This window comes from Teichococcus aestuarii, assembly GCF_003116135.1.
In the GTDB taxonomy this organism is placed as follows: Bacteria; Pseudomonadota; Alphaproteobacteria; order Acetobacterales; family Acetobacteraceae; genus Pseudoroseomonas; species Pseudoroseomonas aestuarii.
Map to the genome: position 1 here is coordinate 1 of NZ_PDOA01000056.1, position 5,312 is coordinate 5,312.

The 5,312-nt window shown below is 67.7% G+C and carries 3 protein-coding genes, 1 pseudogene and 1 riboswitch; of the genes and pseudogenes, 1 reads left to right on the forward strand and 3 read right to left on the reverse strand.

All coding sequences use genetic code 11. The features are described from left to right. Positions 1-404 precede the first annotated feature (404 nt). From CR165_RS23995 to CR165_RS24005, 3 genes are read right to left on the reverse strand one after another with little or no spacing between them, the layout of a single operon-like run. Positions 405-1,304, reverse strand: coding sequence for a LysR family transcriptional regulator (locus CR165_RS23995; RefSeq protein WP_109519396.1), 900 nt, complete (start codon positions 1,302-1,304; stop codon positions 405-407). A gap of 33 nt (positions 1,305-1,337) precedes the next feature. After that, positions 1,338-2,522, reverse strand: a complete 1,185-nt coding sequence (locus CR165_RS24000) for a CaiB/BaiF CoA transferase family protein (protein ID WP_219929859.1) — start codon at positions 2,520-2,522, stop codon at positions 1,338-1,340. Then, complete coding sequence (locus CR165_RS24005) at positions 2,519-3,310, reverse strand: enoyl-CoA hydratase (protein WP_109519397.1); 792 nt, start codon at positions 3,308-3,310, stop codon at positions 2,519-2,521. The genes CR165_RS24000 and CR165_RS24005 overlap by 4 nt, the downstream gene beginning before the upstream one ends. A 443-nt stretch (positions 3,311-3,753) precedes the next feature. Beyond that, a riboswitch (TPP riboswitch) is annotated at positions 3,754-3,871 on the forward strand. Positions 3,872-3,975: 104 nt separating this feature from the next. Between CR165_RS24005 and thiC the strand changes: the two are divergent. Next, positions 3,976-5,187, forward strand: a pseudogene (gene thiC, locus CR165_RS24010) (phosphomethylpyrimidine synthase ThiC); the annotation flags it as partial. Positions 5,188-5,312 lie beyond the last annotated feature (125 nt).

Sequence of the window (5,312 nt, forward strand, 5' to 3'; positions counted from 1 at the left end):
ACCGTGAGGCCTGGCCGCCTCGATCAGCGGCTCCCACACCGCCCAGGTCGCATCCGTGAGAAGCTGCTCGTCCTTGCCCTTCGCCATACCCAAAACATGGGAGTAGCATTCAAGCTCTAACAGGCCTTAGCCGGATAGGGCGGGACGGCCAGGCCTGGGCCTGGGCGCGGACCGCCGGGATGGCGAGGGCGGTGGCGCCCCCCGCGAGAAGGCCGCGACGGGTCAGTTTCATTCTTTTCCTCCGCATTGTGATTTGTTGTTGTAGAGGGCGGCAACCGTTGCCGGATGCCCTTCGAATATTCGCGGGTGTCCGCCGGTGGAGATCCGGGCACCGCCCAGGGGCGCACCCGGTTCCGGGATGCGGCCGCTGAAGGCTTGGCGCCCGGAGAAGGCCATCCGCCGGGTCACCCGCGCGCCGCGAGGTAAGCCGTCAGGTCCAGCAGGAAGGTCTCCGCCGCGAGCGACAGCCGTGCGTTGCGGCGCCGGATGAGGGAGAGCTCGTGCCCGTGCCGGTGCGCGTCCTCAATGCCAATGACCGTAAGCCCCAGCTGACGCGCGAAGTCGCACGCGTAGCCAGGCGCCACGGTGATGCCTAGGCCCCCCTGCACCATGCTGAACACTGACGTCAGCAGCCCCGCCTCCACCCGGTACGGGAAGCTCAGGCCCAGTTTGGCCGACTGCCGGTCCAGGCTACGCCTCACCGCGTAGACGTTGCGCAGCGCGACGTGGTCATGGTCCGCGAGATCCTTCCACCGCACGGACGCCTCCTGCGCGAGCGGATGGTCCGGCGCGCACACGGCAAACATTGTGTCGCGGTAAATGGGCCGGGTCTCGAGATGCTCCGGCGCCTCCTCCAGCGACACGATGCCGAAGTCGACGCGGCCGTGCCGCACATGCTCGATCGTGTCGTCGGTGGACAATTCGTACAGGTCGAGCTTCACGCCCGGATACTTCCGGTGGAACGCCCTGATCGGCTCGCCGATGAGGCCGATCATCATCAGGGGCGAGGTCGCCACCCCGACGAGGCCCCGTTCCAGGGAGCGCAGCCCCGACATGCTCCGCTCCGCCGCGCGGATCGTCCCGAGTACCTCCTGGGCGTAGGCATAGAAGTCCGCGGCGCCGTCGCAGGGCGTGACGCTCCGCGTCGACCGCTCGAAAAGCGGCTGCCCGACCTCCTCCTCGAGTTCGGCGCAGAGCTTGCTCACCGCGGACTGGGTGACGAAGGCCGCGCGGGCCGCCGCCGTGAAGCTGCGCTGCTCGTACAGGGCGCAGAAGACGCGGAGCTGCTTCAGCGTGACGTTCATGGCGGGGGCCGCCTCCCTGTGCGGCCGGTCACGTTACGCCTGCGGGTCCAGAAGCCCGCGGTCGGCGTCCTGGCGAGGAGCGGGGCGCCGTATCGCCGCAGGGGTCCGGGAGAAGCGGACCGGCGGCGCCGTCGCCACCAGGCGTCCTTCTGTCGGGTGCTCGACTTGGCGGAAAAACTCTGTCGCCTTCAGGTGGGGGTCCTCGAAAAGGTCCTCCAGCGAATTGACCTTGGAGTGCGGGATATCGGCCTCCCGGAGGAGGTCCAGCCACTCCTGCGTGCCCCGCGTCTCCACGGTGCGCGACAGGTCCGAGTACAGTTCGTCGAAGTGGTGCGCGCGCTCCCTGGCGCTTGCGTAGCGGGGGTCGCCCGCGAGCTCCTCTTGGCCGGAGAGCGTGAAGAAGCGCTTCCACTGGGCGTCGGTGTAGGGAAGCAGCGCCAGGAACCCGTCCGCGGTCCTGTAGGGGCGGCGGTGCAGCGAGAGCACGCGGCCGTACCCCATCGGCCCCTTCGGCGGGTCGAAGCTACGGCCACCCATGTGCTCGATCAGCGTGAAGGAGACCAGCGTCTCGAACATTGGCACTTCGATCGCTTGGCCGAGGCCGGACCGCTCGCGCTCGTAGAGCGCCATCGGGATGGCGTAGGCCAGCGTCAGGCCCGCCGTCTTGTCCGCGAGGATGGTGTTGACGTAGGCCGGGGCACCGGCGTTGCGCCCCTGCACGTCGGCCAGGCCGCTCATGGCCTGGATGATGTCGTCGAAGGCGGGCGCCGCCGCGTAGGGGCCGTCCTGCCCGAAACCGACGGCGGAGACGTGGATCAGTCGCGGGTTGCGCGCGCAGAGCGCCTCCGCCCCGAGCCCGAGCCGGGTGAGCGCCAGGGGCCGTACGTTCGAGATGAAGACGTCCGCCCCGTCCACGAGGGCGAGCAGCTTGTCGAGGTCGGCGGACTGCTTGACGTTGAGGGTAACGCTCCGCTTGTTGCGGTTCAGGTTCAGGTAAACCGCCCCCATGCCGGGCGATGCGGCCGGTGCGGAGCTTCGGAAGACGTCGCCCTCCGGCGCCTCAACCTTGATGACGTCGGCCCCCATGTCCCCCAGGATCTGGGTCGCATAGGGGCCCATCCCGACCGAGGTCATGTCGACCACGCGCACGCCCGCGAGCGGCCCGCCCGTGCCCTCCTCGCTCCAAACGGCCGTCGCCGCTCCGCCCGTCGCCGTCACGACGCCTTGGCCTGCTTGCGGGCCAGGAAAGGAGCCATGTATTCGCGCGGCTCGTCCGTCGTGAAAGCGTCGCCGAACGCCTCGACGCTGCGGTCCAGACCGGCTTCGACCGTCGAAGACTGCCAGTAGCGGAGCAGTTCCTTCTGCGAGCGAACGGCGCGCGGGCCGCTCGCCACGATCGGCGCGACCGTGCGCTCCACCAGCTCGTCCAGTTCGCCCGGCTCGCAGGCGAATTGCAGGAAGCCCCAGCGCAAGGCCTGCTCCGCATCGACCGTCTCGCCCGTCAGGAGGAGCCAGTTCGTGGCGCCCGGCCCGATGAGCCCGGGGAGCAGCACGGCGTGGATGACCGAGGGGATCCCGACGCGCACCTCGGGCATGCCAAACTGGCTGTCCCGCGAGCCGAGCCGGATGTCGCAGGCGGCCGCCAGTTCAAGCCCTCCGCCGAGGCAGAAGCCGGGAATGCGCGCGATGGTGGGCACCGGGATGTCGGCGACCGCCTCGCACAGGCGCCGGAGGCGCGTGATGAAGGCACGCCCGCCAGCGGGGTCCAGCTCCGCCATCTCGAAGATGTTGGCGCCTCCGACGAAGGCGTGGTCCCCCGTGCCGCGGAGGACCACGGCCCGCGCGTCCGGCTGCGCGCCGATCCAGCGCGCCGCCTCCGTCAGCCCCGTGATGACGGGCGTGGACAGGATGTTGAGGCGCTTCGCATCATGGATCTGGAGCGTGTAGACGCCTCGGCCGTCGCGCGTGATGGCGCTGTGCGGGAAGTTCGGGATCTCAGCGTTCACGCTTGTCGTCTCCGGTGCTTCAGGGCAAGGAGGCTATGGCGCGCCACCAACACCAACAAGTGAATAATCTGACTTCATCCAGTCCGTATTAGAATGAATACGGCGCATGCGAACCGCTTGGGAGAAGTCGGGGAAGGCGCGTTCCCGCATGTCCCGAGCTGGCCTGCGAGGTCACCGAGATGCCCTTTCCCGCCCCGCCAAACCGACCCGGCCAGCACTGGGCGGCCGCAGGCGCGGGAGGCTGGTTCAGCGCGGGCCAGGGCGCAAAGCCGTCATGTATGGCAAGGACCAGCTGACAGCCTGAAGAGCACCCTACGCCAAGATTATCATGTCGCAGCACCTGCGGCTGAGGTCAGAGATGAGTAGAATTCGGGCGTAGTGAGCGCGCCCGGATCATCACCAGCTAGGGCCCGTTGACAATCCGGCGTCGTCTGGTGGAGTTTCCTTGTCACCTGGGGGGTCCCGACAAGGGGCTGAGATACTGCTCGCCATTGGCAGCGCAGTGACCCGTTGAACCTGATCCAGTTCATGCTGGCGTAGGGACGGTGCGGCTGCCGCGGCTCCTCAAAAAGGAGCTTCCCCCGCGTTCCTGCGTGGGTAGGGCGTCCTCCATCTTTCTGTGCCAGCGCTGGGTCTTCGTAGCGGATGCGAAGGAGCTTTGGCACATGTCGACCCGAACCATCAGCAGGCCACCGGAATCTGGTGTGCCGACCGTCACGACCGGCCCGCTCCCGGCCTCCACCAAGGTTTTCAAGCCGGGTATCCGGCACCCGGAACTCTGCGTTCCGATGCGGGAGATTGCCCTTCACCCGAGCGCGGGTGAGCCCCCGGTAACGGTCTATGACGCCTCCGGCCCCTATACCGACCCGGCCGCTGAGATCGCGATCGAGCGCGGCCTGCCTCGCCACCGCAGGACCTGGTCTGAGGCGCGGGGCGATGTCGAGACCTATGACGGGCGGGAGGTGAAGCCTGAGGACAACGGCTTCGTCTCCCCCGATCGCCTCACTCCGAGCTTCCCTATCCGCCATCGCCCGCTGCGGGCCAAGGGCGGCAAGGCGGTCACCCAGCTTGCCTATGCCCGCGCTGGCATCATCACGCCGGAGATGGAATACGTCGCCATTCGCGAGAATCTCGGCCGCGCCCAGGCTCGCGCGGCGTTGGAGCGCGACGGCGAGGATTTCGGCGCCGCCATCCCCGATTTCGTGACTCCCGAATTCGTGCGGGATGAGGTGGCGCGCGGCCGCGCCATCATCCCCGCCAACATCAACCACCCGGAGCTGGAGCCGATGGCGATCGGCCGGAACTTCCTGGTGAAGATCAACGCCAATATCGGCAATTCCGCCGTCACCTCCTCCATGGCCGAGGAGGTGGAGAAGATGGTCTGGGCGATCCGCTGGGGCGCAGACACGGTGATGGACCTTTCCACTGGCCGCAACATCCACAACATCCGCGACTGGATCCTTCGCAACGCGCCCGTACCCATCGGCACCGTGCCGCTCTACCAGGCGCTGGAGAAGGTGGGCGGCGTCGCCGAGGATCTGACCTGGGAGGTATTCCGGGACACGCTGATCGAGCAGGCTGAGCAGGGGGTGGACTACTTCACCATCCATGCCGGAGTGCGGCTTGCGCATGTGCCGCTGACAGCCAGCCGCGTGACGGGGATCGTTTCGCGCGGTGGATCCATCATGGCGAAGTGGTGCCTGCACCATCACCGCGAGAGCTTCCTCTACGAGCATTTCGAGGAAATCTGTGAGATCTGCCGCGCCTATGACGTGTCCTTCTCGCTTGGCGACGGACTGCGCCCGGGCTCCATCGCCGATGCCAACGACGCCGCGCAGTTCGCCGAGCTGGAGACGCTGGGCGAGCTGACGCAGGTGACCTGCCCCCTTAAAAGTGGACCGCCGCTGATGTGAGATTAGCGGGACGCGGAGGGGAGGAGGTTGAGATGGCGAGGAAGCAGCACAAGCCGGAGGAGATCGTGGCCAAACTGCGTCAGGTCGAG

Coding starts and splice junctions, on each gene's coding strand:
- CR165_RS23995 (WP_109519396.1), bottom strand. CDS start 1,304: ATGAACGTCACGCTGAAGCAGCTCCGCGTCTTCTGCGCCCTGTACGAG.